Raw genomic sequence first — 26,113 nt, forward strand, 5'->3', positions numbered from 1 at the left:
GATGCGCCACGCCTACGACACAGTCGTCGCCTTCGCGTGCGAGTTGCTCGAGCGGGCTTCGATGCCGTCCGACAAGGCGGCGGCCGTGGCCCATATCCTGGTCGAAGGCGAGCTCGCCGGACGGTCGACCCACGGCCTGGCCCTGCTGGCGCCCTATCTCGGCGAGATCGAAACCGGCGGCATGCGGGTCGAGGGCGATCCGGAGACCATCGCCGATTTCGGCGCCTGCCTCGGCTGGGATGGCCGCAAGCTGCCGGGTCCCTGGCTCGTGCTGCGTGCGCTCGATCACGCGATGGCGCGCGCCGGCCGCCTCGGCATGGCTGCGGTCACGATCCAGCGCAGCCACCATATCGCAGCACTCGGCGCCTATCTGACCCGTGCGACGGAGCGCGGCTTCCTCACGCTGCTGACCCTGACCGATCCGGGCTTCTCGAGCGTGGCGCCCTTCGGCGGCGTAGCACCGGTGCTGACCTCGAACCCGATCGCATTCGGCGCGCCGACCAAGGGCGCGCCGATCCTGATCGACATCTCGACCTCCATGGCGACCAACGGCCTGGTCGCCAAATACCGGCGGGAGGGCCGGACGTTCGCGCAGCCCTGGCTGCTCGACAATGCGGGCCGGCCGTCGACCAATCCGGCGGCGATTTTCGCGGAGCCGCCGGGCAGCATCCTGCCGCTCGGTGGGCTCGATGCCGGCCACAAGGGCTACGGCATCGGCATGATGGTCGAGCTCCTCACCGGCTGCCTCTCGGGCCGCGGCCGGGCCGAACCCCGCGACGGCTGGAGTGCCGCCGTCTTCCTCATGGTCATCGATCCGGCCGCGTTCGGCAGCGACGAGGCCTATCTGCGCCAGGTCGAGGTCCTCGCGGCGGCCTGCCATGCCTCGCCGCCGCGCCCAGGCTTCGATCGGGTGCGCCTGCCGGGCGAGGCGAGCGCCGAAAGGCGCGCGGAACAGCTCCGGGACGGTATCGCGATCGATCCCGCAACCCTCGCGGCGCTCGAGCCCTGGGCGCGGAAATTCGCCGTGCTCCTGCCGGGGATGCGCTGAACGAACAAGATGCCGGCGCGAGACCGGCCGACGAACGAGAAAGGGGAGGGGTGCTCATGGACGCCACGCAATCCGCCGCGATCGACAGGATCGAGGGCCCGGCCGCCGATATGGCAGGCATCCGCAAGGCGGTGACGGCGGCGACGATCGGCACGGTTATCGAATGGTACGACTACGCGCTTTACGGCGCCGCCTCGGGTCTCGTCGTCAACAAGCTGTTCTTCCCGCAGCTCTCGCCGGTGGCGGGCGTGCTCGCGGCCTTCGCCACCTTCGCGGTGGGATTCTTCACCCGGCCCTTGGGCGGCCTCGTCATCTCCCATTTCGGCGACAAGGTCGGGCGCAAGCCGGCGCTCATCTTCACGGTCGCCCTCATGGGGCTTTCGACCGTGGCGATCGGGCTCCTGCCGGACTTCAGCCAGATCGGCATCGCGGCGCCGATCCTCTTGATGCTGCTGCGCCTGGTGCAGGGCTTCGGCGCCGGCGCCGAATATGCCGGTGCGGTGACGCTCGTCTCCGAATACGTGCCGCCGGAGCGGCGCGGCTACTACACGGCCTATCTGCAGTCGGCCACGATCATCGGCATCCTGCTCGCGACCTTCGCCTTCCTCGCGGTCTCGTACGAGTCCGAGGCGACGCTGCTCGGCTGGGGCTGGCGCGTGCCGTTCCTGGTCTCGGCCCTGCTGTTCTTCGTGGCGCTCTATATCCGCAACCGGCTCGACGAGACACCGGAATATGTCGCTGCCGTCGAGCATGCGCAGGCCCGGCGCCGGGCGGCGCGCGTGCCGGTGCGCGAGTTGCTGGCGAACAGCCCCAAGGAGGTGTTCCTGGGCTTCCTCTCCGTCACCGGCCACAATGCCAACGCCTATCTGCTGAACGCCTTCGCGCTCAGCTACATGACCAACACGCTCAAGATGCCGCGCACGGACGCGCTGATGGCGGTCATCGCCGCGACGGCGGTCGGCATCGTCGCGACGCCGGTCCTGGGCTGGATCGCCGACCGGGTCGGCCACGCCAAGGTCTATGGCTTCGGCGCGCTCTTCATGGTGCTGTTCGCCTTCCCGCTGTTCGCTCTGCTCGACAGCAAGGATGCGGTGCTCGCGACCGTCGGCATGGGCTTGGCATATGCCTTCGGTTTCGGCGGCATGGCCGGCGCGCAAGGGGCGTTCCTCGCGAACCTGTTCCCGACGCGCTACCGCTTCTCCGGCATCGCCTTCGCGCGCGAGCTCAACAGCCTCATCATCGCCGGGCCGACGCCGTTCATCGCCTCGGCCCTGGTGGCGCTCTCAGACGGCCGGCCCCGGCTGGTGATCCTCTATCTCATCGTCTGCTGCGCGCTGACCGTCGTCGCGGTCTGGGCGGCGCGGCATCGTGCGGTCAATACCGGCAACGGGTGAGCGGAGGTTCAGCGCCGCAGGACGAGGATGTTGCCCGCGAGGACGGCAGCAGCGCCCAGGACGATCCGTCCGTCGAGCTGCAGGTTCTCGAACAGGGTGGAGAGTACCAATGCCACGACCGGTACGGTCGCGAGCGTATAGGCGGCCCGGCCGGGGCCGAGCCGGCGCACCAGCTCGAAATAGAGCATGAAGGCGCCGCAGGACGCGGCGATCGCCAGGTAGATGAGGCTCGCGAGGTAATGCGCCGAGAGATCGAGCACCAGCGGCCGGCCCGTGAGGACGGCCCAGCCGGCGCTCGCCACGGCGCCGATCGCTGCCCCCCCAGCCGAGCACGGCAAGGGTCGGCAGGCCGGCGCGCTGGTTGCGGGCACCCGCGACGGTGCCGCCGGCCGTGGCGATCGCCGCGACGAGCGCCCAGGCGAAGCCGGCGCCGCTGGCACTCCCGACTGTGCCCGCCATCGGGCCGAAGATGATGGCAATGCCGGCGACGCCGCTGAGCGCACCCCAGACGAGGCCCGGCGACAGGGCCGATCCCAGCAGCACGCGCGCGATGACGGCGGCGAACAGTGACGAGGTGGAGAGTACCAGGGCGGCGAGCCCGCTCGGGACGCGCCGCGTCGCCTCGTAGAAGGCAATGAAGGCGAGCGCGAAGAACAGCACGCCCTGGAGTGCCACGTAGGCGCGGTCGCCGCGCGGGATGGCGAGCGGCATGCCGCGTGCCCTGCCGTAGCCGAGCAGGAGCAAGCCGGCCAGGGCCATGCGGATCGCGACCGACCAGGCGGCCGGTGTAGCGCCTGCCTGCAGCGCGGTCGCCAGCGCCCCGCCGCCCCAGAGCAGCGCCGTCAGCGCGAATAGCGCCGCGGTCACGAACCGTCACCCGCCACGAGCGCGCGCCAGCCCATTGCCTCGATCTCAGCACTCTCGCCCTGCAGCTTGCGGAGCCCGCTATCGAATACGGCCCGTTCCTCCGCGCCGAGGGTGGCGAGCAGCCGGTCCTCGATCGCGCGCCCCAAGGCTGCGATCTCGTCGAACGCTTTCCGGCCCGGATGCGTGATCACGACGGCGGCTTGGCGCCGATCGGTCTTGCCGGTGTTGCGCTTGGCGAAACCCAGTTCCACGAGCTGGCCGATGCCGCGGCTGACCGCGAAGGGATCGAGGCCTGCGGCGCGGCCGATCTCGCTGGCGCTGGCGCCGTCACGCTCGGCGATGACGGCGAGGATGCGCCAGCCGGCTTGGCTGAGGCCGAATCGCTCGCCATAGAACGCCTCGAGCGGCCGGGCGATCTGCGCCGTGACGACGAACAGGCGATAGGGCAGCCAAGTGCTGAGCCGCAGCGAGAGGGGCTGTTCGAGGGCGGGACGCGGCATCGGCCCGGCTCCTTGCGATATATTTGCAGATCGCAAGTATATTGCAAATGAGTCGACATGACCATGGCCTGGTTAGTGGCGTCTTGCGCGGTACGGCAGCTAGGCCGCGCCGAGGTCGTCGGCCGATTTCTCGCTGCAGACCACGATCGCTTCCGCGTCGCCCGCGCCGATCGACAGGTAGATATGTCCTGTGGTGCTGTGGAAATAGAGACTGTCGCCCGGCTGCAGCACGGCGTCGCGGCCGTCCTCGAAGCAGATCCGGAGCGTGCCGGAGAGCAGATAGACGAACTCCTCGCCGGGGTGCCGGATGTAGTCGGCGAATTCCTCGAGACGTCGGGCACTGACGGTCGCGCGCATCGGCACCATGCGTTTGCCGGCGAAATCGGCCGCGAGCATGCCGTAGCCGTAATTGCCGCTGCGATAGAGCACATGCTGGCCGGCCGGCGTGAAGGAGACGCCGCCGACAGGTGCCGTATCTGCCGCCGCCGTGTCTGTGGGCTGGCCGAACAGGTCGTGGAAGTCCATGCCGAGCGCCCGGGCAAGGGCCGCGAACTTGTCGTAGGTGAGCGCGACCTCGCCCCGCTCGGCCTTGGAGATCATCGACAGCGTGACGCCGGAACGGTCGGAGAGCTGCTGCAGCGTCAGGCCGTTCGCCTTGCGTCGATGGCGCAGCCGGGCGCCGACATCCGCGCGGTCGATCGTGAAGGGGGTATTTTTCATATATGAGAAATTTCCATTTCTCGTATATGATAATTCATCGCAGCGGCCGGAGGCCATAGAGGGGTGCCGCTGGTCCGCAAAAGATGCGTTTGACCAAGAGTGAGGGGACCGGTTCGTGAAGACGGATTTCCTGATCATCGGCGGCGGGATCGCGGGGGCGTCGATCGGCTATTGGCTGGCGCGCCACGGCAGCGTCGTGCTGCTCGAGCGCGAGAGCCAGCCTGGCTATCACTCGACCGGCCGGTCGGCCGCACTGTTCATGGAGACCTACGGCAACGATCAGGTCCGCGCCCTCACGCGGGCGAGCCGCGCCTTCTTCGAGGCGCCGCCCGATGGTTTCGCCGAGCACCCGATCCTGACGCCGCGCGGCACGCTGACGATTGCGGCGCGCGGCGAAGGCCATCAGCTCGATGATGCGCGCGCCCAGGCCGGGGCCGTCTGGCTCGATCCGGATGCCGCCACGGCGATGGTTCCCGTGTTGCGCGCCGACCAGATCGCCGGCGCGGTCTACGAGCCGCCTGCCATGGATATCGACGTCCACGGCCTGCATCAGGGCTACCTCCGCGGCATCCGGCGCGCCGGCGGCACGATCCAGTGTGATGCGGAGGTCACGGCAATCGAGCGCGTGCGCGGCATGTGGCACGTGCGGACGCCGGCCGGCGACTTCGAGGCCGCCGTCCTGATCAATGCCGCCGGCGCCTGGTGCGACAAGGTCGCGGAACTGGCGCATGTCCGCCCGCTCGGCCTCGTGCCGAAGCGACGGTCCGCCTTCATCTTCTCGAGCCCGCCGGGGCTCGACACCCAGCGCTGGCCGGTCCTGCTCGCCGCCGACGAGAGCTTCTACATGAAGCCCGATGCCGGCGCGCTGCTGGGCTCACCGGCCAATGCCGATCCAATGGAACCGCAGGACGTCCAGCCGGAAGAGCTCGACATCGCGCTGGGCATCGATCGGATCGAGCGCTTCACCACGCTCGAGATCCGCCGGCCGCTCAGGACCTGGGCCGGCTTGCGCTCCTTCGTCGCCGACGGCGGCCTGGTCGGCGGCTTCGACGATCGCGTGGACGGCTTCTTCTGGGTCGCGGCCCAGGGCGGCTATGGCGTCCAGACCTCGGCCGCCATGGGCGAGACCTGCGCGGCACTCGCCCGCGGCCTCGCGATCCCGGACCGGGTCCGGGCGCACGGTGTCACGGCGGACATGCTGTCGCCCCGCCGCCTCGGGAGGGCCTGAGCCGTGGCGGTGACGGCGCTGGCGCGGCCCACGGTCTCGAAGGCGCAGATCATCACGGCGACCACGCTTGGCACCGCGCTCGAGTTCTACGACTTCACCGTCTACAGCTACTTCGCAATTACGATCGGCAAGCTGTTCTTCCCGGCGGAGACGCCGGTCAACCAGATGCTGCTGTCGATCGGTGTGTTCGGCGTCGGCTTCGTCGTGCGGCCCTTGGGCGGCGTCATTATTGGCGCCTATGCCGACCGGGCCGGCCGCAAGAAGGCGATGGTGCTGACCATCCTGCTGATGGCGCTCGGCTGCGCGCTCATCAGCTTCGTTCCGCCGTTCGCCGTGATCGGCGTCGCCGCACCCGTCATCGTGCTCCTGGCGCGGCTGGTCCAGGGCTTCGCCGCGGGCGGCGAGTTCGGCCCCGGTACGACGCTGCTCATCGAATGCGCCGGCGATCGGGACCGTGCGTTCTTCGCCAGCTGGAACTTCGCGGCCCAGGCGCTGGGCCTGGCGCTCGGCGCCTCGGCCGCGACGCTCTTGTCCTGGGCGCTGCCCAAGGAGGCGCTCGACACCTGGGGCTGGCGCATCCCGTTCGCGGTCGGCATCCTGGCGGCACCGGCCGGCATGCTGATCCGCCGCCGGCTCGAGGAGACGCTCGATGCGCGGACCGCGCGCGCCTCGGCCAAGTCCGGCGCGGTCCGGGCGGTGCTGACCACCCATATCGCGCTCACCATCCTCGGCACCTTCGCGGAGCTGGGCGGCTCGGTCTCGGTCTATGTCACGGCCTTCTTCCTGCCCAGCTACGCGACACGGGAGCTTGGCTTATCGGCCGCGACCGGCGTTTCCTCGGGCGTCGTTGGCGCGATCGCGCTGTTCGTGAGCGCGCCCTTGATGGGGCTCGCGGCCGATCGCTTCACCCGCAAGCGCGTCCTCGTCACGTGCCGGGTCGCGATGCTTGTCCTCGTCTATCCCGCCTTCCTGTGGCTGACGCGGCAGCCGACGCCGTTCGCCCTCTATGCCGTCTCGGCCGGGCTCGCGGTACTGGTCAGCGGCCAGATCGTGCCGGTCCTGGTCATGCTGCCCGAGATCTTCCCGAAGGCGGTGCGTGCGACCGGCATTGCGCTCACCTATGTGGTGAGCGCCTCGATCTTCGGCGGCTTCTCGCCCTTCATTGCGACCTGGCTTGTCGCCGAGACCGGCGACAAGCTGGCCCCGGCGCTCTATGTCGCCGCGGCCTGCTTGCTGTCGCTGGTGCCGATCCGGTGGTTGACCGACCACACCGGCCAGCGTCTTGCTTGATCCGAACGGAGTCCGACCATGGCCGATCCCGCTTCCCTGCTCGCAACGCCGGCCGTCGAGTTGCGCCGGCTGATCGGCACGAAGGCGATCTCGCCGGTCGAGCTGCTCGAGGCCTGCATCGAGCGGATTGAGGCGATCAATCCCGCGGTGAACGCGGTGACGGCAACCTGCTACGACCGCGCCCGGGGCGAGGCGCGGGCGGCCGAGCGCGCGGTGCTTGCGGGCGACGAGCTCGGCCCGCTGCACGGGCTGCCGATCGGCATCAAGGATCTCGAAGAGACGGAAGGGCTGCTCACGACCTACGGCTCGCCGCTCTATCGCGACAACGTGCCGGCGCGCGACAACGTGCTGGTCAGCCGCCTGCGCCGGGCGGGCGCCATCGTTGCGGCGAAGACGAACGTGCCGGAAATGGGCGCCGGCGCCAACACGCGCAACACGGTCTGGGGGGCGACCGGCAACCCGTTCGACCCGATGCTGAACGCGGGCGGCTCGTCGGGCGGTTCGGCGGCGGCGCTCGCCTGCGACATGCTTCCGCTGTGCAGCGGCTCGGATACCGGCGGTTCGCTGCGCATCCCGGCCGCCAAATGCGGCGTCATCGGCTTCCGTCCGTCGCCGGGCCTGGTGCCGGGCGAGCGGCGCCTGCTTGGCTGGACGCCGATCTCGGTCGTGGGGCCGATGGGCCGCACCATGGCGGACGTGGCACTGCAGCTCGCGGCGACGGCGGGGCAGGATCGCTGCGATCCCCTGTCCTACGATGTGGATGCGGCGGGCCTGGCCGTGCCGCCCACGGTCGACCTGAGCCGGCTGCGCGTCGCCTGGACCGTCGATTTCGGCGTGTGCGCCGTCGACCGTGAGATCGCGGAAACCTTCCGCAGCAAGATCGCCGCCATGCGCCATCTGTTCCGGACCTGCGACGAGGTTGCGTTCGATTTCGGCGAGGCGCACCGCTGCTTCGACGTCATCCGTGCGGAAAGCTTCGTCGCTGCGTTCCGCGACGCCTATGCGAAGGATCCGGCCTCGCTCGGCCCCAACACGCGGGCCAATTACGAGATCGGCGCCGCGATGAGCCTCGCCGACTGCGCCTGGGCGCAGCTCGAGCAGACGCGCCTCTTCCGGCGGTTCCAGACGATGTTCCAGGATTACGACCTGGTCCTGTCGCCGACGACGCCGGTCTCGCCCTTTCCCTGGACCGAGCTCTATCTCAAGGCCGTGAACGGCGTGCCGCTCGAGAACTATTACCGCTGGCTGGCGCTCACCTACGTCGTGACCTTGGTCACCAACCCGGCGCTGTCGCTGCCGTGCGGCACCGACGGGCGCGGCATGCCGTTCGGCCTGCAGGTGGTCGGGCGGTTCCGCGGCGACCGCGAGCTCCTGGGCATCGGCGCGGCACTCGAGGCCGGCTTCGCCGGCATCGAGCCATTGCGCCGGCCGCGCCCCGATCTCGAGCAGCTGCGCACGCCGGTCGCAGCCTTGCGCTCGATCGTGACCCACCCGCCCCAAAGCGGCGCGGCGTCGGGTGCGGCGGCCGCTCCGGCCGTGTAAGGCGCGCGCCGGTCCACCCCAAGTCGCTGGTGTGGATGGCGATTATAGAGAGGGTGGTACTCGGCCCGCTGTTCACTCTCGGCCGATAATGTGGCAGATACCGCTGTAGAGCGGACAACGCCGCAGCCATGGGCTGCGGCGAGCGCCGTCGCGTGAGGCAGGCGAAGGAATAATTGGATGTCGAAGGTTACTGGCGCCGCGTGGGGCGCTTCGCTGCTGGCCACCGGCCTTCTGGTGGCGGCATCCCCCGCCCGCGCAGAGCCGGCCGCCGACCCGACGAGCATCTGGACGCTGTCGGACGAGAATTCGTCCATCACCACGTCGAAGCTCAACGACAAATATTACGTCAATGGCTTGAAGCTCGGCTGGACCTCGCCGACGGACGCGGTGCCGCACTTCATCGCGAGCATCGGCCATAGCCTGTTCGGCGAGGGCCAGCAGCGCCTGTCCCTCGACGTGTCCCAGTCGATCTACACGCCGGCCGACACGCTGGCGGTGCCGCCTGACCCGAAGGACCGGCCTTATGCGGGCGTGCTGCTGCTGGGCGCCACGCTGCTGCAGGACACCGACGACACGCGCCAGTCGGTGGGATTGCAACTGGGCCTGGTCGGTCCGGACGCCGAGGCCGAGCAGGTCCAGAACGGCTTCCACGACGTTATCGGCTACGGCCACACCAAGGGCTGGGCCTATCAGCTGCGGGACGAGCCCCTGGCCGAACTGCTCGGCCAGAAGATCTGGCGCGTGCCGCTCGGCACGGTCGGTGGCTTCGAGACCGACGCGCTGCCGCAGATCGAAGGCGGCCTCGGCAATCTCAGGGTCTATGGCCTGGGCGGCTCGATCTTCCGCGTCGGCCAGGGGCTCGATGCCGATTTCGGTGCGGCGCGCCTCCGGCCGGGCCTCTCCGGTTCCGACGCCTATCACGCGACCCGCAATTTCGGTTGGTATTTCTTCGTCGGCGCGGACGGCCAGGCGGTCGTCCACGACGTCACGATCGACGGCAACGATTTCCGCAACAGCGCGACGGCTTCGCGCATGCCGTTCGTCGGCGAGCTCGAAGCCGGCGTCGCCTTCCTGGCGTACGGCATGCGCATCTCCTACACGCAGGTCGTGCAGACAGAGCAGGTTTACGGCCAGCACGGCGGCCCGCACCAGTTCGGCTCGCTCACCCTGTCGGCGCACTTCTAGCGCCGCCACGCTTCTAACCTCGGCCGGCGAGGCCGTCAGCCGGCCGAACGTTGCGGCGCGAACGCCGGGCCGCCCGGCCGGATGCGCATGCCGGGCGCGAGGCGCCGCCACGGCAGGTCCGCCGGGTCGGCCGCCATCGGCCCGGGCGCCTTGGCGACCAGGACCGCCGCGGCGATCGGCTCGAAATCGGCGCGGAAATGCACGGAGCTCTTGTTGACCAGGATCTTCATGCGTTCGGGCTCGACGCCGCCGACGCGATAGAGGTTCCGGTCGAGCATCTGCGCCTTGCGGCTCGCGACGACGATGTGCACGCCGCCGATCCGGAGGCCCGCCGTCGGGCCGAGGTCGACCCTGGAGCCGGTCATCATCGGGCCTTCGAGCACCGTTCGGCCGTCCGACAGATGTTCGACTGTGAATGCGCCTTCGACCGGCGCATCGCTGCGCACGCCCGAGCGGCCGCCGAGCGCCAGGCGAACCGTGGCACCGACCCCCGCGGCATGGGCAGCCGCCGCCGCCTCGGGATCCCACAGCAGGCCGAGTGCTGCGTCCGTTGCCTCGTGGTGCAGCAGCGCGCGCAGCAGGCCCGTCGTGTTGGAATCGCCGCCGGCGCCGGGATTGTCCTGGGTGTCGGCGATCACGACGGGGCGCGTTGCCGCCTCGGCCAGCCGCATCGCCTGGGTTACGGCCTCGTCGGGATCGAGGAACGGCACAGCCCATGCCGGCTCGGCCGCCACGTACTGGCGATAGAGCGTGTCTACCGCCGCCGCCGCGGCCTCGGCGCTCCGGCCGTAGCCCCAGACGACCGGACCGCATTCGGGAAAGTCCGCGGCGGGAAAGCCCGGGGCGAACGACAGCGAAACGACGGGGCCCGTCTCGAGTGTCGCGAGCTGCGCATAGGCCGACCGCGCCGGCTCGAGCAGCGTGCACATGCCGTTGATCGGGATCAGGAACGGCAGGCGGCGCGCCGCGCGATGGAGCGGGCCCCCGGCCGCGACGCGATCGGCGAGCAAGGCGGCCGCCAAGCGGCCAGTTTCGGCCATGTCGACATGCGGATACGTGCGATAGGCCACGAGCCCGTCGGCATTCGCCAGCATCTGTTCCGTGACGTTCGCATGCAGGTCGAGGGAGGCGACGATCGGCAGGTCCGGCCCGACGAGCGCCCGGAGGCGGGACAGCAACTCGCCTTCGCCGTCGTCGAGATGCTCCGTCACCATGGCGCCGTGGAGGTCGAGGTAGATTGCGTCGAACCCGCCGCGCTTGGCCGCGGCGATGATCTCGCCTGCGATGCGTTCGTAGGCATCCTCGGTCACATGGGCGGACGGCGTGGCGCCGGCCCAGACGACCGGGATCAACTCGTGCCCTTGGGTCTCCGCCGCCGCGATGAAGCCGCCGGCCGGCACGTTGACGGTGCGGAGCGCCAGGAGATCGGCGCCGCGGACCATCGGCGGGAAGCCGCCGCCGTTGATGAAATCCTCGTAGCGCGCCTTCGTCGGCGCGAACGTGTTGGTCTCGTGCTGGAAGCCGGCGATCAGGATCTTCATGGGCAGGGAGGTCGCTTGGGGGTGTCGTCTCCCCGAAGGCTACCTCACCGCAGGTGGCGCTCGGAAGCACCAAGCAGTTTCGTCTATTAGATTTTTCAACACTTCAAAATCGGAATATCCGTCCCCACGTCACCCCGAGCGACGATCACGGCTGGCAACGATCACGGGCAACGGGGACATCATGACGAAACAGCTTCACCTGGGCGCCTTCATGCGGCCCGTCGGCATCCATACCGCCTGGTGGCGCTATCCCGGCGCCTATGCGGATGCGAACTTCAACCTGCAGCACCTGACGCGCTTCATCCAGACGCTCGAGCGGGCGCGCTTCGACGCCTTCTTCATGGCGGACCATCTGGCCGTGCTGAACATGCCGATGGCAGCACTCCGGCGCAGCGGCACCGCCACCTCGTTCGAGCCGCTGACGCTGCTCTCGGCGCTCGCCATGGTGACCGAGCGGATCGGGCTCATCGCGACCGCGTCGACGACGTTCGACGAGCCCTATCACATCGCCCGGCGCTTCGCCTCGCTCGACCACATCAGCGGCGGCCGGGCCGGCTGGAATGTGGTCACGACCTCGAACCCGGATGCAGCGCTCAACTTCGGCCTGACCGAGCATGTCGAGCATGACGAGCGCTATCGCCGGGCGCGCGAGTTCCACGAGGTCGTGACCGGGCTCTGGGACAGCTGGGCCGACGACGCGTGGCTCAGGGACCAGGAGAGCGGCATCTTCTTCGATCCGGCGAAGCTGCACGTGCTCGACCACAAGGGCGAGCACCTGTCGGTGCGCGGGCCGCTCAACATCGCCCGGCCGATCCAGGGCTGGCCGGTCATCGTCCAGGCGGGTGCCTCCGAGGCGGGCAAGCAGCTCGCGGCCGAGACCGCCGAGGTCATCTTCGGCAGCAGCCGCACGATCGAGGACGGCCGCGTCTTCTACAAGGACGTGAAGGCGCGCATGCAGGCGCTCGGCCGCGCGCCCGATACGCTCAAGATCCTGCCGGGCGCGCTCGTCGTCGCCGGCCGCACCAATGCGGAGGCGCGCGAGAAGAAGGCGCTGCTCGACAGCCTGGTGCATCCGGAGAGCGGCATTCCCAATCTCTCAATTCGGCTCGGCGTCGACGCCTCGGGCTTCGACCTCGACGCGCCGTTGCCGGACATTCCGCAGACGAACCAGAGCCAGAGCGGCCAGAGCGCGCTCGTAGCGCTGGCCCGACGGGAGAACCTGACCGTGCGCCAACTCGCTCAGCTGGTCGGCGGCTACGGTGGCCTGCAGATGGTCGGCACCGCCGGCGAGATTGCCGACACGATGCAGGAATGGCTCGAGAGCGAGGCGTCGGATGGCTTCAACATCATGTTCCCGACCGTGCCGGCCGGGCTCGACGATTTCGCGGACCTGGTCGTGCCGGAACTACAGCGGCGCGGCCTGTTCCGGCGCGAATACGAGGGCACGACGCTGCGCGACCATCTGGGCCTGAAACGGCCGGAGAACCGGTTCTTCCCCGTCGGCTGACGCCGCCCCTCCCGTCTCCCGGCTTGACAAGTGCGCCTGCGGCACGTTTAATTAAATCACGTTGAATTAAACGTGCCGCTAAGCGGCCGAGCACCGTGACAGGGAGGAAGATCGGCATGCCTGCGGGGCGCGCCGGCCAAGGGACGAACTCCGTCCAGATCCGGCAATACAACCAGCGTCTTGTTCTGCAGCGCCTGCGCCGCCTGGGCCAGGCGTCGAAGGCCGACCTTGCGCGCGCCGCCGGATTGACCAACAGCGCCGTCGGCCAGATCGTGGCCGAGCTCGAGGAATTCGGCCTGATCGAGGCGGTCGGCAAGCGGCACGAAGGCCAGCGCGGCCAGCCCGCGACGCTCTTGAAAATTAATCCCTCGGGTGCCTTCGGCATCGGCGTCCGCATCGATCGCAGCCGGATCGAGACCGTGCTGGCCGATCTCGGCGGCCGCATCATCGCCCAGCACACCCACGACCTGGACCTGCCGCCGCCCGACCGGACGCTCGAGATCGTGCGCCAGGACGTCGAAAGCCTGCTCGTGCTCTGCTCGCCGGAAACCCGGCGGCGCGTGACCGGCATCGGGCTCGCCCGGCCGTTCAACCTCGGCAGCTGGCTGCGCTTGCTCGATCTCTCGAACGTCGAGAGCCTGCGCGCCTGGGACGAGACGGATTTCGCCGCCGCCCTCGCGCGCGAGACCTCGCTCACGGTGTTCGACGAGAACGACGGTACGGCCGCCGCCATCGCCGAGCTGTTCTACGGCGTTGGCCACGCGGCGGACGATTTCCTCTACCTCTTCATCGGGCCCTGCATTGGCGGCGGCCTGGCGCTCGACGGTGATTGCCGGCGTGGTGAGACCGACAATGCGGGCGACGTCGCCGTCATGCCGGTGGCGCCGTCCGGCCTCGTGTCGGCGCCGGCGCTCGCCGGCCCGACCGAGATCCTGCTGACGCGCGCCTCGATCAACGCGCTCATCCGGCACCTGCGCCATCATGGGCACGGGGTGGCGGGCCTGGGCGACCTGCCGGGCCTGATGGCGCGGCATCGCGACCTGGCTCTCGAATGGGTTGAGGATTGCGCGCGCGCACTCGTCGGGCCCATCCTCGCGATGCAGGCGCTGCTCGACGTGCCGCTGGTCGTGCTCGACAGCGACCTCGACCGGGCGTGGATCGATTTCCTGATCGAACGGACCGACGTGCATCTTGCTGCGGCGGTGGCCGAATCGCGCCGGCCGCCGCGGCTCGCGGCTGGCAGTTTCGGCGCCTATGCAGGGGCGCTCGGCGCCGCCAGCCTGCCGCTCTTCGTTCATTTCGGACCGCGTGCCGGGCTTCTGACCGGCGACGTGAGCGCACCGCTTGGAGTCCGCGAGCATGCCTTTCCCGTCTGAATTCCAAACCGCTCCTTCCCAGCCCATCCTGGAAATGGTGGGCATCTCCAAGACATTCCCGGGCGTGAAGGCGCTCCGGGGCGTCGAGCTCCGGGTCTATCCGGGCGAGATCCACGCGCTGATGGGCGAGAACGGTGCCGGCAAGTCGACGCTGATGAAGGTGCTGGCGGGGGCCTATCGGGCCGATCCGGGCGGTGAGATCCGCATCGCCGGCGACATCGTGCATATCGGCGATCCCTTGGCCGCCAAGCGGCACGGCATCGCCATCATCTACCAGGAACTGGCGCTCGCGCCGAACCTGACGGTCGCGGAGAACATCTATCTCGGCTGCGAGCTCGGCCGGACCGGCCTCATCGACCGCAAGGCGATGGCGGAGGGGGCCCGCGCCGTGCTCGACCGGCTGGGCGCCGGCTTCGGGCCGACGAGCATTGTCGCCGACCTCTCGATCGCCGAGCGACAACTGGTCGAGATCGCCCGGGCGCTGCACGCGGAATCGAAGATCCTGGTGATGGACGAGCCGACGACGGCCTTGTCCTCGCGCGAGACCGACGCGCTGTTCGTGCTCATCCGGCGGTTGCGCGCCGAGGGGCTGGCGATCGTCTATATCTCGCACCGCATGGCCGAGGTCTATGAGCTGGCCGACCGGGTGACGGTGCTGCGCGACGGCGGCTATGTCGGCAGCCTCGACCGTGGTGCCATCGAGCCCGACGCGATCGTGCGCATGATGGTCGGCCGCGACCTCTCGTCCTTCTACAAGAAGGAGCATCGCTCGGGCGTCCACAATGATCCGATCCTGACGGTCAAGGACATGGGCGACGGCGTGCGGGTCCACGGCTGCTCGTTCACGCTGCATGCGGGCGAAGTACTGGGCCTCGCGGGCCTGGTCGGCGCCGGCCGGACCGAGCTGGCGCGCCTCGTCTACGGGGCCGACGAGCGGACGAGCGGCACGATCGAGCTGGCTGGCCGGCCGGTCGACATCCGCGCGCCGGAGCAGGCGATCGAGGCCGGCCTCGTCTATCTGACCGAAGACCGCAAGGGGCTGGGCCTGTTCCTCGACATGCCCGTTGCCGCCAACATCAACTTGGGCGTCATCGGCCGGGATGCGAAGTTCGGCGGCCTCATCGACCGCGAGCGCGGCCGGCGCCGCGCGGCGGGTGCGATCACCGCGTTCGGCATAAGGGTCGCGAGCCCGGCGGTCGAGGTGGGGTCGCTCTCCGGCGGCAACCAGCAGAAGGTCATGCTGTCGCGCCTGCTCGAGACCAAGCCCAAGGTGCTGATCCTCGATGAGCCGACGCGCGGCGTCGACATCGGCGCCAAGTCCGAGATCTACCGCATCATCGACAATCTCGCGAAATCCGGCGTCGGCGTGCTTGTGATCTCGTCCGAGCTGCCGGAGATCGTCGGCATCGCCGACCGCGTCATGGTCATGCGGGAAGGCCGCCTCGTCGGCGAGGTCGGCGGCGACAGCGGCCGGGCGATCACCCAGGAAAACATCATTGCATTGGCGACCGGTGCCGATCAGGCGCGGATCGCGGAGGGAGGTACGGCATGATCGAGAAAAGCGTCCTCGCGACCGGTCCGGACGCCAAGGCCGCCGAGGCGGCGGGCGTGGTGCCGCTGCGGCAGGCCCGTCTCAAGGGCTGGCTGCGCACCATCGGCATGCTGCCGGTGCTGGTGCTGCTGTGCATCCTGATCCAGGCCGCGACCTTCTATCTGGACGGCGAAGGCCGGTTCCTGAGTGGCCAGAACCTGTCGATCGTGCTGCAGCAGGCGGCGATCAACATGGTGCTGGGCGCCGGCATGACCTTCGTCATCCTGACCGGCGGCATCGATCTCTCCGTGGGCTCGATCCTGGCGGCCTCGGCCATGACCGCGGTCATGGCGTCGCTCGGCTACGGCTCGCTCGGCATCGTCGTGGCGCTCGTGACCGGGCTCTTGTTCGGCGTGCTGAACGGGCTGCTCATCGCCTTCATCCGCCTGCCGCCCTTCATCGTGACCCTGGGCTCGATGACCGCCGTGCGCGGCATCGCGCGCCTGCTCGGCAACGATACGACCGTGTTCAATCCGGAACTGCCGTTCGCCGGCATCGCGTCGGGCTCGGTGCCGATCGTGCCGGGCTATGTCGCCCTGCCGGGCCTGGCGGTGATCGCGCTCGTCGTGATCCTCGCATCCTGGTTCATTCTGCGCCGCACCGTGCTGGGCGTGCGCATCTACGCGGTCGGCGGCAACCCGGACGCGGCCCGGCTCTCGGGCATCAAGGTCTGGGCCGTGCTCCTGTTCGTCTATGCGACGTCGGGCCTCTTGGCAGGCCTGGGCGGCGCCATGTCTGCGGCGCGGCTCTATGCCGCGAACGGCCTGCAGCTGGGCCAGTCCTACGAGCTCGACGCGATCGCGGCGGTGATCCTGGGCGGTACCAGCTTCGTCGGCGGCATCGGCTCGATCTGGGGCACGCTCATCGGCGCGCTCATCATCGCGGTGCTGTCGAACGGGCTCATCCTGCTCGGCGTCTCCGACATCTGGCAATTGATCGTCAAGGGCATCGTCATCATCGGCGCCGTCGCCCTCGACCGGTATCGTCTGCGCGGCAGCGCGCGCACCTGACACCCCGCACCTTTGACGGTGTCGTCGGCCGTAATGGTCTCGGCCGGCCCCGTCCGCTGCAATCCAACGAAGACCAGGGAGGATGAAGCTTGAAACACCTGCTGCTCGCCGGTGCCGCCATGGCGCTGGCCCTCGGCTCGGCCGAGGCCAAGGACCTGAAGTCGGTCGGCATTACCTTGGGCTCGCTCGGCAACCCCTATTTCGTGACGCTCGCCAAGGGCGCCGAAGCCAAGGCCAAGGAGATCAACCCGTCGGTCAAGGTGAACTCGGTCTCGGCCGACTATGACCTGAACAAGCAGTTCACCCAGGTCGACAATTTCATCGCCGCCGGGGTCGATCTCATCCTGATCAACGCGGTCGATCCGAAGGCGATCGAGCCCGCGATCAAGAAGGCGCACGCCGCCGGCGTCACGGTGGTCGCGGTCGATGTCACCGCGTCCGGTGCAGACGCCACGGTGCAGACCAACAACGTCCAGGCGGGCGAGCTTTCCTGCCAGTACCTGGCTGACAAGCTGGGCGGCAAGGGCGACGTCGTCATCGAGAACGGCCCGCAGGTCTCGGCTGTGATCGACCGGGTCACCGGCTGCAAGCAGGTCTTCGCGAAATATCCGGGCATCAAGGTCCTATCGTCGGACCAGGACGCCAAGGGCTCGCGCGACGGCGGCCTCAACATCATGCAGGGCTATCTCACGCGCTACCCGAAGCTCGACGGCGTCTTCGCCATCAACGATCCGCAGGCGATCGGCAGCGATCTCGCGGCGAAGCAACTGAAGCGCGCGAACATCGTGATCACCTCGGTCGACGGCGCGCCGGACATCGAGAGCGCGCTCAAGTCCGACACGCTCATCCAGGCCTCGTCGAGCCAGGACCCCTATGCCATGGCGCAGCAGGCGGTCGCGATCGGCTATGACGTGATGAATGGCAAGAAGCCGGCGGACGCCACCGTCCTCTTGAAGCCGACGCTCGTCACCCGCGACAACGTCAAGGACTACAAGGGCTGGACCTCGCGCTGATCGTCTGAGGACCCTCTCCCGCGAGAGCGGGAGAGGGAACGTCTCTTCTCAGAAACCCAGTTCCCGCTCGGCACGCTCAAGCGTCTTGGCGGCGCCGACGGCGTAGAGCGAGGCCAGCCATTTCCCGACGGTCGCGATGAAGGTGCCGTCGCGGCCGAGTTCGCCGAACAGCCGCTCGATGCCGAGCATCGGCCGCGGGTCGGCGCCGCCTTCGATCGCCTTCGCTCGCAGCAGGTCGGCCAGCGGATGGCGGATCTCGATGGGCTGGCCCTGCTCGTCCTCACCCCGCATCCGGCGCAGCCAGGATGCCAGCGCCAGCGCCAGCAGCTCGACGCCGCCGCCGGTCTTGACCCTGTCGCGGATCGGATCGACCAGCACGTTGAGCGGCGCGTCGGTATTCACCCGCTCGACCGTGTCCTTGATGGTCGGATTGGCGAAGCGCTCGACGAGCGTCGCCTTGTAATGCGCAAGATCGATGCCCGGCACCGGCGGCAGCGTCGGCCCGGTCTCGCGGTCCATCAGCGCCTCCATGTAGCGCCGCAGCCGCGCGTCGCGCATCGTCTCATCGATGTAGCCGTAGCCGGCGAGCCGGCCGAGGCCGGCGACCGCCAGATGGCTCGCGTTCAACAGGCGCAGCTTCATGAATTCATAGGGCGCCACGTCGGCGACGAACTGCGCGCCGACCCGGTCCCAGTCCGGGCGGCCGGCGGCGAAATCATCCTCGATGACCCATTGGGTGAAGGTCTCGGAGAACACCGGCCAATGGTCGAGGATGCCGTAGTGCTCGGCGAGCGCCGCCGTGTCTTCGGGTGCCGTCACCGGCGTGATCCGGTCGACCATCGTGTTGGGGAAGCGGGCATGCGTCTCGATCCAGCGGGCGAGCGCCGGATCGCGCCGGCCGGCGAAATCCAGCACGGCCGCGCGCAGCACATTGCCGTTGTGCTGGATGTTGTCGCAGGTCATGGCGGTGAAGGCCGGCCGGCCCGCCGCCATCCGGCGGCGATAGGCCTCGGTGATGATGCCGACGGCGCTCAGCGGCTGCGCAGGGTCGGCGAGATCGGCCGCGATGCGTGGATGGTCGGGGTCGAGCTGTTTGGTCGCGGGATTGAGGCAATAGCCGTTTTCGGTCACGGTCAGGCTGACGATGCGGATCTCCGGCCGGTCGATCGCGGCGAGCAGCGCCGCCGACGAATCCGCGGCATGGATGACCTCCGGAATGGCGCCGATCACCGTCACGGTCTCCGCCGTGCCGCTGCGCTCGACGAGCGTATAGAGCCCGTTCTGTGGTGTCAGTGCGTCGTACATGCGCCGGTCGGCCGGCAGCAGTCCGGCGCCGACGATGCCCCAGCCAAGCGCTGCCGGGTCGAGCGTCATCAGGTCATGGGTGAAGCGCGCCATGTGCGCCCGGTGGAAGCCGCCCAGGCCCAGATGCACGATGCCGGGCACGACCTGGGCCGGGTCATAGGCCGGCCGTTGGATGCCGGGGCCGAGGCGGCCGAGGTTGGCGCGGGTGAGCGGAAGCTTTTCCATGAGTAAACGGGTCCTGGGAATTCTTGGGAGGCAAGGTTCAGGCGAGCGCGGTCCTGACGGCGGCGCCGAGCTGGCGATAGCGCGTGATGCGCTGGGCATAGGCCTCGGCCAAGCCCGGATCGGGCGCGATGGTCTCGAGCCGCTTGGGCGGCGTGCAGACCGCGGCCGGGTCCTCGCCCGTAACCGCAAGCCGGGCGAGGCGGGCGGCCCCGAAGGCGCCGCCATGCTCGCCGTCGGTGAGCCGGTTGAGCGGGATACCGAGTGCCGCGGCCAGGATCTCGATCCACAGGCGGGAGCGCGAGCCGCCGCCCACGACATCTGCGTCGCGGATCTTGATGCCGGCTTGGGCGAGCGCGTCGAGACAGTCGCGGAACGAGAAGGCGACGCCCTCGAGCACGGCCCGTGTCAGCGTGGCCCGGCTCGTCTGGTGCGACAGGCCGGCGAAGGCGCCGCGCACCGTGCCGTCGTTGAGCGGCGTCCGCTCGCCGGAGAGGTAGGGCAGGAACCAAGCGGCGCTCGGTCCGGCAGAAGGATCGATTTCAGCGAGCAAGGCCGCTTCCGGGTGGCCGCTGACCCCGGCCCACCAGGCGAGCGAGGCGGCGGCCGACAGGGTGACGCCCATCTCCTGCCACAGGCCGGGCAGCGCATGGCAGAAGCTGTGGACCGCGGCCGCCGGATAGGGCGCGAAGTGATCCGTTGTGACCGAAAGCACGCCCGAGGTGCCGAGCGACAGGAAGGCATCGCCCGGCCGGACCGCGCCGAGCCCGACCGCGCTCGCCGCATTGTCGCCGGCGCCCCCGGCCAGGAGCGGCGGCCGCGCCATGCCCCAGCGCTGGGCAAGCTCGGCCTTGAGCGTGCCGGCGGGCCTGGCACCTTCGACCAGGCGCGGCATGGCCTGGCGGTCGAGGCCGGTTGCGGCGAGTGCTGCGTCCGACCAGTCGCGCGTGGCGCCGTCGAGCCACAGCGTGCCCGAGGCGTCGGACATGTCCTCGATCGCCTCGCCGGTCAGGCGATAGCGGATATAGGCCTTGGGCAGCAGCATCCGGGCGAGCTGGGCGAAGACGTCGGGCTCGTGCCGGCGCACCCAGAGCAGCTTCGGCGCGGTGAAGCCCGGCATGGCGAGATTGCCGGTCACGTCGTGGAGCTGCGGGAAGATCTCTTCCAGCTCGCGGCACTCCCGGGTCGACCTTGTGTCGTTCCACAGGATGCATGGGCGCAGCACCCGGCCGTTGCGGTCGGTGAGCACGGCGCCGTGCATCTGGCCGCAGAGCCCAAGGCCGGCGACCGCCGCCAGCTCGCGGGGATGGGCCGCCTTGAGCGCATCGACGGCACCCAGCATCGCCTGCCACCAGGCTTCGGGGTCTTGCTCGCTCCAGCCAGGCGCGGGGCTCGCGGCGGTGAGCGCCACGGCGGCATGGCCGACGATGCGTTGTTCTTCGTCGACCAGCAGGGCCTTGACCGACGAGGTGCCGAAATCAAGCCCGAGGAACATCGGCGCCTCCGGCCAGCAGCGCCTCGACCTCTGCCCGGCGCGGCAGGTCGGCGCCGCGGCGCATGCAGGTGAGGGCGGCCGCGCCGATGGCATAGTCGATGAGGTCGGCAAGGGCCTCGAGCTCGAGGCCGGCGAGCGCCGGCCGACTCAGCAGGTTTTTCTGGGCCAGCCGCGCCAGCAGGGCGGCATGGAACGTGTCGCCCGCGCCGACGGTATCGATGACCGGGACGGCGCGGCCCGGCCGATGCAGCCGGTGCTGCCGGTGATAGGCGGTGGCGCCGGCCGCCCCGTCGGTCACGACGACCAGCCGGGCGCCGCCCGCCAGTTGCTCCGCGGCCCAGGCGTCCGGCTCGGCATCGAAGGCGATCGCGAGATCCTCGCGGCTCAGCTTGATGATCGCCGCCGTCCGCGCGAAGCGTTCGAAGCGCTGGCGCCACAGGTCGAGATCGCCGATGAGGCTTGGCCGCAGGTTCGGGTCGAGACTGACGACCAGCCGGCCCGCCGCGCGCTCGGCGAGCGTCAGCAAGGTCGAGCCAACGGGCTCGACCGCGATCGGGTAGGAACCGAGTGCCACCGCCGTGATGCCGGCGTCGATCGGCGGCAGGTCGGCGGGCTCGAGATCGCGCTCGGCGCAATCGATGCTGTGAAAGCCGTAGCTCGGCTGGCCCTCAGCGTCGGTCGAGACCACGGCAAGCGGCGTCGGCTGCTGGCTCAGCTTCAGGAACCGCGTGTCGACGCCCTCGCGCTCGAGCGCGTCCGCCAGGAACCGGCCGAACCGGTCGGTCGAGATGCCGCCCAGAAAGCCGACCGGCGTTCCGAGCCGCGCCAAGCCCAGCGCCACATTGAACTGCGAACCGCCGACAATGGCGCGCGCGGCCAGGGCCTGGCCGTCGGGCTCGCCCGCGAACAGGTCGATCAGCGCTTCGCCGCACACGAGGATCATCGGTTGGACCTCAGTGTGCGAGCGAGGAGGGCGCGAGGGCGTGGGCGAGCGGATGGCGTGCGATATGGTCGAGTGCCGCGCCCTCCTCGTCGAAGAGGTGGCAGGCGGCCGGGTCGACCGCGAGCCGGACCGTCTGGTGGGGCATGGTGCCGTCGCTGCCCTCGATCTGGACCACGACCGGCCCATCCCGGTCGAGGTCGACATGGATCAGCGTCAGGCCGCCCAGCCGCTCGACCAGCCGCACCGTGCCGGCGAGCGGCCCGGCCGCGTCGAGCCTGAGCGCCTCGGGGCGGACGCCGAGCGTTACGGCATCACCGTCGCGGGCACGCCCGGGCTCGACCGGCACCGCGATGCGGGCGCCGCTCGGCAGGTCGATCGCGACGCCGGTCGGGTCGGCGCCGGCGACCCGGCCCTTGAGGAAGTTCATGCGCGGCGCGCCGATGAAGCCCGCGACGAACAGGTTCGCCGGGTGGTGATAGAGCTGCAGCGGCGTGCCGACCTGCTCGATCCGGCCCGCCTGCAGCACGACGATCTTGTCGGCCATGGTCATGGCCTCGATCTGGTCGTGGGTGACATAGATCATGGTCGCGTTGAGCTCTTCGTGCAGCCGTGCCAACTCGATGCGCATCTGACCGCGCAGCGCGGCGTCGAGGTTCGACAAGGGTTCGTCGAACAGGAAGATCTTGGGGTTACGCACGATGGCGCGGCCGATCGCGACGCGCTGGCGCTGGCCGCCCGACATCTGGCCGGGCTTGCGGTCGAGATAGGGCTCGAGCTGCAGGATGCGCGCGGCCTCCGCCACCTTGCGCTCGCGCTCTTGCCTCGACACATGGGCGAGCTTCAGGGCAAAGCCCATGTTCTGCCGCACCGTCATGTGCGGATAGAGCGCATAGGACTGGAACACCATGGCAAGCCCGCGGTCGGCCGGGCCGATCTCGTTCATGCGCTTGCCGTCGATGTAGAGGTCGCCGCCGCTGATGTCTTCCAGGCCCGCGATCATGCGCAAGAGCGTGGACTTGCCGCAGCCGGACGGGCCGACGAAGACCACGAGCTCGCGATCGGCCACCTCGAGGTCGATGCCCTTGATGACCGACAGGCCGCCGTAGCTCTTCTGGATGTCGCGCATTTGAAGCGTCGCCATGAACGGGTTCCTATTTGACTGCGCCGAAGGTCAGGCCGCGCACCAGCTGGCGCTGGCTCAACCAGCCGAACACCAGGATCGGCGCCACCGCGATCGTGGACGCGGCCGACAGCTTGGCGAAGAACAGCCCCTCGGGGCTCGAGAACGAGGCGATGAAGGTGGTGAGCGGTGCTGCTGCCGACGAGGTCAGGTTGAGGCTCCAGAACGCCTCGTTCCAGCACAGGATGAGCGAGAGCAGCGCCGTGGACGCGACGCCGGGCAGGGTCAGCGGCAGCAGCAGGTACCAGACCTCGCCCCAGGCCTTGGCCCCGTCCATGCGGCCGGCCTCCAGGATCTCGTTCGGCATTTCCTTGAAGAAGGTGAAGAGCATCCAGACCACGATCGGCAGGTTCATGAGCGCATAGATCATGATGAGCCCGATGCGCGTGTCCAGGAGCCCGATGGTGCGGAACAGAAGATAGATCGGCACCAGCACGCCGACCGGCGGCAGCATCTTGGTCGACAGCATCCACAAGAGCGTGCCGCGCGTCCGCTTCGAGGGGTGGAACGCCATGGCATAGGCGGCCGGGATGGCGAAGGCAAGGGCGAGCGCCGTGCCGCCGACCGAGACCGCGACGCTGTTGAACGCGAAGCTCAGGTAGTCGGCGCGCGACTGCACCTCGGCATAGCTCTCGAGCGTGGGCGCGAAGAAGAGTTGCGGGATGATCGCCGTCCCCTCGGTCTTGAAGCTGGTCAGCACCATCCAGAAGATCGGGAAGAACATCAGGACGGCGACGCCCCAGCCGAGGAGCGTGGTCAGGACCCAAGTGGTCGTGCTCGTGCGCATGGGCTCAGACCTCCAGCCGGCGGGCGATCGTCCGCACCAGGAAGAAGGCCACGATATTGGCGAGCAGGATCGCGACCACGCCGCCGGCGGACGCCCCGCCGACGTCGAACTGGATCAGGGCCCGCGCATAGATCAGGAAGGCGAGGTTGGTCGTGGCGTTGCCGGGTCCGCCCGAGGTCGTGACGAAGATCTCGGCGAATACGGTCAGGAGGAAGATCGTCTCGATCATCACGACGACGCTGATCGCGCGGCCGAGGTGCGGCAGCGTGATGTAGAAGAACTGTGCCACCGGCCCGGCGCCGTCCATGCGCGCCGCCTCGCGCTGCTCATGGTCGAGCGACTGCACGGCGGTGAGCAGGATCAGGAGCGCGAAGGGCAGCCACTCCCAGGACAGGATGACGATGACGGACGCCATCGGATATTCGGCGAACCAGTCGATCGGCTCCAGACCCATGGCGCGCGCGAGGAAGCCCAGCACGCCATAGATCGGGTGCATCATCAGGTTCTTCCAGACGAGGGCGCTCACCGTCGGCATGACGAAGAACGGGGCGATGACCAGGAGCCGCGCCACATTGCGGCCGGGGAACGGCTGGTCATAGAGCACGGCCAGCAGCGTCCCGAACACGGTCGTGATGATCAGTACCGACGCCAGCAGGATCAGCGTGTTGGCGAGCGAGACCCAGAAATCCGGGTCGGTCACGAGGTAACGGTAATTGTCGAGGCCGGCGAAGCCTTCACCCGTCGGGTTCAGGAGATTGTAGTACTGCAGCGAGAACCACAACGTCATGACCAGCGGCACGATCATCCACAGGAGGAGGACCGCGACCGAGGGGGCGACGAGCATGAGCGTGCCCGGCTTGCGCGCGGTGCGCGCGGGCTTGTGGAATTCGGAGGAGGCGGCGGAGACGGAAATGGCGAGGGCCCTCCCGAAAGGGCCGCCCGGATCCGTTGGCTGGACCCAGGCGGCCGTCGGTTGCCTATTTCTGGTAGCCGGCCTGCTTGACTGCGCGGTCGGTTGCCGATTGCGCGGCCTTCAAGGCCGCATCGACGGTCATCTGGCCGGTGAGCGTGGCGGCGATCGTCTGGCCCACTTGCGTGCCGATGCCCTGGAATTCCGGGATCGCCACGAACTGGGCGCCGAGATAGGGCCGCGGCTCCTTGGTGCTGCCGGTCGGGTTCGCGGTATTGATCGCGTCCAGCACGAAGCCCGCGAACGGCGCCACCTGCTTGTAGTCGGGCGAATCATAGGTCGATTGCCGCGTGCCGGGCGGCACCGCGACCCAGCCGTTCTGGCTCGCCACCAGCTTCAGATAGTCCTTCGACGTCGCCCAGGCGACGAAGCTCTCGGCCGCCGCCTTCTGCTTGGACGAGACCGGGATGCCCAGGTTCCAGCTCCACAGCCACGTCGGCCCGCCGGCATAGTCGCCGACCGGCATGGGCGCGAAGCCCACCTTGTCTGAGACCTGCGACTGCTTCTTGTCGTAGAGCAGGCCGGCCGCGACGGTTGCATCGATCCACATGCCGCAATGGCCGCCGGCGAACAGCGCCAGGTTCTCGTTGAAGCCGTTCGAGGTCGCACCCGGCGGCCCGTCCTGCTTCAGGATGTCGTCGTAATAGGTGACGGCCTTCTTCCATTCCGGCGTGTCGAGTTTGGCGTGCCAGCCCATGTCGAACCATTGGCCGCCGAACGTGTCGACCAGCGAGGTGACATAGGCCATGTTCTCGCCCCAGCCGGGCTTGCCGCGCAGGCACATGCCGTAGATCTGGTGGCTCTTGTCGGTGATCTTATCGGCGAATTCCCGGATCTGCGTATAGGTCGGATGGTCCGGCATCTTGATGCCGGCCTTCTCGAACAGATCGGTCCGGTAATAGGTCATGGCACTCTCGGCATAGAACGGCAGGCCGTAGAGCTTCCCCTCGTAGGTCAGTGCGTCGCGCACCGGCTTCAGCAGGTCGTTCGTGTCGTAGGACGCCGGCAGGTCGGTGAAGGGGGCGAGCCAGCCCTGCTTCGCCCAGATCGGCACCTCGTAGTTGCCGATCGTTACGATATCGAACTGACCGGCCTTGGTCGCGATGTCCGTGGTCACGCGCTGGCGCAGCACGTTCTCCTCGAGCACGACCCAGCGCAGATGGATGTCGGGATGCTGCTTCTCGAACTCGCTCGAGAGCTTCTGCATGACGACCATGTCGCCATTGTTGACGGTGGCCACGGTCAGCGTGGCGTCGGCGCGGGCCGCACCCGCCGGGGCGAGCCCGGTCAAGAGCGCAAGACTCGCGATGGTAAAGGCGCTGGTGCGGTTGCTGGCCATGCCGGCTCCTCCCTATCGGTCCGCGCTCTTTCGGCGAACTTGAGCATTCGCTCGGCGCGT

Annotated in this window: 22 protein-coding genes and 1 pseudogene; 11 read left to right on the forward strand and 12 right to left on the reverse strand. The window is 69.0% G+C overall.

Annotated elements, in window-relative coordinates; genetic code table 11:
- Position 1 precedes the first annotated feature (1 nt).
- Both IEY58_RS04140 and IEY58_RS04145 read left to right on the forward strand, forming a co-directional pair.
- Positions 2–1,048 carry an Ldh family oxidoreductase gene (locus IEY58_RS04140; RefSeq protein ID WP_189042812.1) on the forward strand — a complete coding sequence of 349 codons (1,047 nt, stop codon included), beginning with the start codon at positions 2–4 and terminating at the stop codon, positions 1,046–1,048.
- A gap of 56 nt (positions 1,049–1,104) precedes the next feature.
- On the forward strand, positions 1,105–2,442 hold the full coding sequence (locus tag IEY58_RS04145; protein WP_189042814.1) for an MFS transporter: 1,338 nt from the start codon (positions 1,105–1,107) through the stop codon (positions 2,440–2,442).
- An 8-nt stretch (positions 2,443–2,450) separates the two neighbouring features.
- Here the strand turns inward: IEY58_RS04145 and IEY58_RS34290 are convergent, their stop codons facing one another.
- The 4 genes and pseudogenes from IEY58_RS34290 to IEY58_RS04160 all read right to left on the reverse strand — a co-directional run bounded on the left by IEY58_RS34290 (position 2,451) and on the right by IEY58_RS04160 (position 4,529).
- Positions 2,451–2,945, reverse strand: a complete 495-nt coding sequence (locus IEY58_RS34290) for an EamA family transporter (RefSeq protein WP_407648380.1) — start codon at positions 2,943–2,945, stop codon at positions 2,451–2,453.
- A gap of 22 nt (positions 2,946–2,967) precedes the next feature.
- A pseudogene (locus tag IEY58_RS34770) lies at positions 2,968–3,309 on the reverse strand (EamA family transporter); the annotation flags it as partial.
- Positions 3,306–3,809: a MarR family winged helix-turn-helix transcriptional regulator gene (locus IEY58_RS04155; RefSeq protein ID WP_189042816.1), complete on the reverse strand. Its 504-nt coding sequence runs from the start codon at positions 3,807–3,809 to the stop codon at positions 3,306–3,308. The pseudogene IEY58_RS34770 and the gene IEY58_RS04155, both read right to left, overlap by 4 nt.
- 99 nt (positions 3,810–3,908) lie before the next feature.
- Positions 3,909–4,529: a helix-turn-helix domain-containing protein gene (locus IEY58_RS04160; protein WP_189042818.1), complete on the reverse strand. Its 621-nt coding sequence runs from the start codon at positions 4,527–4,529 to the stop codon at positions 3,909–3,911.
- A gap of 115 nt (positions 4,530–4,644) precedes the next feature.
- On the opposite strand from IEY58_RS04160, the gene IEY58_RS04165 reads away from it, so the two are divergent.
- The 4 genes from IEY58_RS04165 to IEY58_RS04180 all read left to right on the forward strand — a co-directional run bounded on the left by IEY58_RS04165 (position 4,645) and on the right by IEY58_RS04180 (position 9,774).
- Entirely contained in the window at positions 4,645–5,757 is a 1,113-nt protein-coding gene (locus IEY58_RS04165; RefSeq protein ID WP_189042820.1) for an NAD(P)/FAD-dependent oxidoreductase, read from the forward strand.
- A gap of 3 nt (positions 5,758–5,760) precedes the next feature.
- Positions 5,761–7,047: an MFS transporter gene (locus IEY58_RS04170; RefSeq protein WP_189042822.1), complete on the forward strand. Its 1,287-nt coding sequence runs from the start codon at positions 5,761–5,763 to the stop codon at positions 7,045–7,047.
- 18 nt (positions 7,048–7,065) lie between these two features.
- Positions 7,066–8,589 carry an amidase gene (locus tag IEY58_RS04175; protein WP_189042824.1) on the forward strand — a complete coding sequence of 508 codons (1,524 nt, stop codon included), beginning with the start codon at positions 7,066–7,068 and terminating at the stop codon, positions 8,587–8,589.
- Between the two features lie 177 nt (positions 8,590–8,766).
- Positions 8,767–9,774, forward strand: coding sequence for a lipid A deacylase LpxR family protein (locus IEY58_RS04180; protein ID WP_189042826.1), 1,008 nt, complete (start codon positions 8,767–8,769; stop codon positions 9,772–9,774).
- A gap of 35 nt (positions 9,775–9,809) precedes the next feature.
- On the opposite strand, the gene IEY58_RS04185 is transcribed toward IEY58_RS04180, so the two are convergent.
- The gene (locus IEY58_RS04185; protein ID WP_229743472.1) at positions 9,810–11,315 is read right to left on the reverse strand and encodes a M81 family metallopeptidase; all 1,506 of its coding nucleotides are present in this window, start codon (positions 11,313–11,315) and stop codon (positions 9,810–9,812) included.
- Between the two features lie 181 nt (positions 11,316–11,496).
- Here IEY58_RS04185 and IEY58_RS04190 point away from each other — a divergent pair, with 181 nt between their 5' ends.
- From IEY58_RS04190 to IEY58_RS04210, 5 genes are all read left to right on the forward strand, one after another.
- Entirely contained in the window at positions 11,497–12,822 is a 1,326-nt protein-coding gene (locus IEY58_RS04190; RefSeq protein WP_189042828.1) for an LLM class flavin-dependent oxidoreductase, read from the forward strand.
- A 116-nt stretch (positions 12,823–12,938) separates the two neighbouring features.
- Positions 12,939–14,198, forward strand: coding sequence for an ROK family protein (locus tag IEY58_RS04195; RefSeq protein ID WP_189042830.1), 1,260 nt, complete (start codon positions 12,939–12,941; stop codon positions 14,196–14,198).
- On the forward strand, positions 14,182–15,750 hold the full coding sequence (locus tag IEY58_RS04200) for a sugar ABC transporter ATP-binding protein (RefSeq protein WP_189042832.1): 1,569 nt from the start codon (positions 14,182–14,184) through the stop codon (positions 15,748–15,750). The genes IEY58_RS04195 and IEY58_RS04200 overlap by 17 nt, the downstream gene beginning before the upstream one ends.
- Entirely contained in the window at positions 15,747–16,799 is a 1,053-nt protein-coding gene (locus IEY58_RS04205) for an ABC transporter permease subunit (protein ID WP_189042834.1), read from the forward strand. The genes IEY58_RS04200 and IEY58_RS04205 overlap by 4 nt, the downstream gene beginning before the upstream one ends.
- Before the next feature lie 89 nt (positions 16,800–16,888).
- Positions 16,889–17,812, forward strand: coding sequence for an ABC transporter substrate-binding protein (locus IEY58_RS04210; protein WP_229743473.1), 924 nt, complete (start codon positions 16,889–16,891; stop codon positions 17,810–17,812).
- A gap of 48 nt (positions 17,813–17,860) precedes the next feature.
- Here IEY58_RS04210 and IEY58_RS04215 read toward each other — a convergent pair whose 3' ends face one another.
- From IEY58_RS04215 to IEY58_RS04245, 7 genes are all read right to left on the reverse strand, one after another.
- On the reverse strand, positions 17,861–19,342 hold the full coding sequence (locus IEY58_RS04215; protein WP_189042836.1) for a mannitol dehydrogenase family protein: 1,482 nt from the start codon (positions 19,340–19,342) through the stop codon (positions 17,861–17,863).
- A gap of 37 nt (positions 19,343–19,379) precedes the next feature.
- The gene (gene xylB / locus IEY58_RS04220; protein WP_189042838.1) at positions 19,380–20,834 is read right to left on the reverse strand and encodes a xylulokinase; all 1,455 of its coding nucleotides are present in this window, start codon (positions 20,832–20,834) and stop codon (positions 19,380–19,382) included.
- Positions 20,818–21,777, reverse strand: a complete 960-nt coding sequence (locus IEY58_RS04225) for a carbohydrate kinase family protein (RefSeq protein WP_189042840.1) — start codon at positions 21,775–21,777, stop codon at positions 20,818–20,820. Before IEY58_RS04225 ends, xylB begins: the two co-directional genes overlap by 17 nt.
- A gap of 10 nt (positions 21,778–21,787) precedes the next feature.
- Positions 21,788–22,918 carry an ABC transporter ATP-binding protein gene (locus tag IEY58_RS04230; protein WP_189042842.1) on the reverse strand — a complete coding sequence of 377 codons (1,131 nt, stop codon included), beginning with the start codon at positions 22,916–22,918 and terminating at the stop codon, positions 21,788–21,790.
- Positions 22,919–22,928: 10 nt separating this feature from the next.
- Positions 22,929–23,744 (reverse strand): carbohydrate ABC transporter permease, encoded by an 816-nt coding sequence (locus IEY58_RS04235; RefSeq protein WP_189042844.1) that lies wholly within the window; start codon positions 23,742–23,744, stop codon positions 22,929–22,931.
- Positions 23,745–23,748: 4 nt separating this feature from the next.
- Positions 23,749–24,588: a carbohydrate ABC transporter permease gene (locus IEY58_RS04240; protein ID WP_189042846.1), complete on the reverse strand. Its 840-nt coding sequence runs from the start codon at positions 24,586–24,588 to the stop codon at positions 23,749–23,751.
- A 133-nt stretch (positions 24,589–24,721) separates the two neighbouring features.
- Entirely contained in the window at positions 24,722–26,053 is a 1,332-nt protein-coding gene (locus tag IEY58_RS04245) for an ABC transporter substrate-binding protein (RefSeq protein WP_189042848.1), read from the reverse strand.
- Positions 26,054–26,113 lie beyond the last annotated feature (60 nt).

The sequence above is a fragment of the Aliidongia dinghuensis genome, from assembly GCF_014643535.1.
GTDB classification, from domain to species: Bacteria; Pseudomonadota; Alphaproteobacteria; order ATCC43930; family CGMCC-115725; genus Aliidongia; species Aliidongia dinghuensis.

Bases quoted from the DNA above. Each gene is read 5' to 3' on its own strand.
- IEY58_RS04240 (WP_189042846.1), bottom strand. From the start codon at position 24,588: ATGCTCGTCGCCCCCTCGGTCGCGGTCCTCCTCCTGTGGATGATCGTG.
- IEY58_RS04235 (WP_189042844.1), bottom strand. From the start codon at position 23,744: ATGCGCACGAGCACGACCACTTGGGTCCTGACCACGCTCCTCGGCTGG.
- IEY58_RS04230 (WP_189042842.1), bottom strand. From the start codon at position 22,918: ATGGCGACGCTTCAAATGCGCGACATCCAGAAGAGCTACGGCGGCCTG.
- IEY58_RS04190 (WP_189042828.1), top strand. From the start codon at position 11,497: ATGACGAAACAGCTTCACCTGGGCGCCTTCATGCGGCCCGTCGGCATC.
- IEY58_RS04145 (WP_189042814.1), top strand. From the start codon at position 1,105: ATGGACGCCACGCAATCCGCCGCGATCGACAGGATCGAGGGCCCGGCC.
- IEY58_RS04205 (WP_189042834.1), top strand. From the start codon at position 15,747: ATGATCGAGAAAAGCGTCCTCGCGACCGGTCCGGACGCCAAGGCCGCC.
- IEY58_RS04160 (WP_189042818.1), bottom strand. From the start codon at position 4,529: ATGAAAAATACCCCCTTCACGATCGACCGCGCGGATGTCGGCGCCCGG.
- IEY58_RS04140 (WP_189042812.1), top strand. From the start codon at position 2: ATGCGCCACGCCTACGACACAGTCGTCGCCTTCGCGTGCGAGTTGCTC.
- IEY58_RS04200 (WP_189042832.1), top strand. From the start codon at position 14,182: ATGCCTTTCCCGTCTGAATTCCAAACCGCTCCTTCCCAGCCCATCCTG.
- IEY58_RS04225 (WP_189042840.1), bottom strand. From the start codon at position 21,777: ATGATCCTCGTGTGCGGCGAAGCGCTGATCGACCTGTTCGCGGGCGAG.
- IEY58_RS04155 (WP_189042816.1), bottom strand. From the start codon at position 3,809: ATGCCGCGTCCCGCCCTCGAACAGCCCCTCTCGCTGCGGCTCAGCACT.
- xylB (WP_189042838.1), bottom strand. From the start codon at position 20,834: ATGTTCCTCGGGCTTGATTTCGGCACCTCGTCGGTCAAGGCCCTGCTG.
- IEY58_RS04195 (WP_189042830.1), top strand. From the start codon at position 12,939: ATGCCTGCGGGGCGCGCCGGCCAAGGGACGAACTCCGTCCAGATCCGG.
- IEY58_RS04180 (WP_189042826.1), top strand. From the start codon at position 8,767: ATGTCGAAGGTTACTGGCGCCGCGTGGGGCGCTTCGCTGCTGGCCACC.
- IEY58_RS04185 (WP_229743472.1), bottom strand. From the start codon at position 11,315: ATGAAGATCCTGATCGCCGGCTTCCAGCACGAGACCAACACGTTCGCG.
- IEY58_RS04245 (WP_189042848.1), bottom strand. From the start codon at position 26,053: ATGGCCAGCAACCGCACCAGCGCCTTTACCATCGCGAGTCTTGCGCTC.
- IEY58_RS04215 (WP_189042836.1), bottom strand. From the start codon at position 19,342: ATGGAAAAGCTTCCGCTCACCCGCGCCAACCTCGGCCGCCTCGGCCCC.
- IEY58_RS04175 (WP_189042824.1), top strand. From the start codon at position 7,066: ATGGCCGATCCCGCTTCCCTGCTCGCAACGCCGGCCGTCGAGTTGCGC.